Annotated in this window: 2 protein-coding genes; one reads left to right on the forward strand and one right to left on the reverse strand. The window is 39.6% G+C overall.

All coding sequences use genetic code 11. The annotated features are described in order from the left end of the window. Nucleotides 1-2: 2 nt before the first annotated feature. Entirely contained in the window at nucleotides 3-776 is a 774-nt protein-coding gene (locus tag A3762_RS13430) for a ferredoxin--NADP reductase (protein ID WP_369820683.1), read from the reverse strand. A 97-nt stretch (nucleotides 777-873) separates the two neighbouring features. Here A3762_RS13430 and A3762_RS13435 point away from each other — a divergent pair. Beyond that, on the forward strand, nucleotides 874-1415 hold a 542-nt coding region (locus A3762_RS13435; protein ID WP_156493449.1), incomplete at its 3' end, for a LysR substrate-binding domain-containing protein.

Consider the following 1415-nt stretch of genomic DNA (forward strand, 5'->3'; position numbering starts at 1 on the left):
AACTAACTCTCTACAAACGCTCGTTCAATAACGTAGTGTCCTAAACTACCCTGCTTAGCTTCCTCAAACCCCATCTCATCAAGGATTTCACATGTCTCTTTTAACATGCTTGGGCTACCACAAATCATGAAACGATCATTTTCAAGATCTAAGGGTGGCAAACCGATATCTGAGGCTAATTTTCCGTTACGCATCGCATCGGTAATTCTTCCTTGAGTTTTGAATTCATCGCGAGTAACTGTTGGGTAATAGATTAGTTTCTCTTTGACCTCGTCGCCAAAGTACTCGTTGTTTGGCAAGTCGTTGAGAATTTCATCTTGATAAGCCAATTCAGAAACAAACCGCGTACCATGCGTTAGAATCACATTATCATACGCAGCGTAGGTTTCAGGGTCACGGATGATGCTCATAAACGGAGCTAACCCAGTACCTGTGCTAATTAAATATAGGTTTTTCCCGGGCAAGAGATTATCGAGAATCAAAGTACCAGTTGGTTTTCTGCTAAGAAGAATCTCATCTCCTTCTTTGATTTTTTGAAGCTTAGATGTAAGAGGCCCATCAGGAACTTTAATACTGAAAAACTCGAGCTCTTCTTCATAGTTCGCACTCGCAATACTATAAGCGCGCATTAGAGGCTTCCCCTCATGTGGCAAGCCAATCATTATGAAATGCCCATTTTTAAAACGAAACGACGGATCACGACTCGTTTTAAAACTAAACAAGGTATCGTTCCAATGTTTAACGCTTGTAACTTTTTCGGTCATGAAACCCATAATCTTCTCCGCACTTTCGTAAATCTTGATGAGAAGTTTAAAAGCCACTAACATATCTGTAAAACAGGATATATAAATAAGTTTATTCGGATTTAGCGATATGCGTTTTACATTGAAACAACTCGAAGTATTTGTCGCGATAGCACACTATGAAAATGTCAGCGTAGCTTCAGAACATTTAGCGATGTCTCAGTCTGCCGTCAGTGAATCGTTAAAAAACCTGGAGCACCAGTTCGACGTAAAACTATTTGATCGAATTGGAAAATCCTTACAACTAAATGCTTTGGGTAAAGCTCTCCAACAAGAAACAAATAACTTACTAGAACGTGCTCAAATTCTAGAGTCATCATTCGCCCAGCATGTAAGTGATGTTTCACTGAATATTGGAGCAACGCTAACCATCGGCAATTATCTAGCAGTGAATATGATCTCCGAATTTAAACAATCACATCCTGATGCAAGCGTTACTCTCAATGTCGCGAATACAACCGAAATCGCGGATCGTGTTCTAAATTATGAATTGGACATCGGACTTATCGAAGGTGAAATCAACAATAATAGTTTGATCGTAGAAACTTGGTTGACTGACGAACTGGTTGTGTTTTGTTCGCCTTCACACCCTTTAGCAAAACGTAAATCTCT

Source organism: Oleiphilus sp. HI0125 (assembly GCF_001635355.1).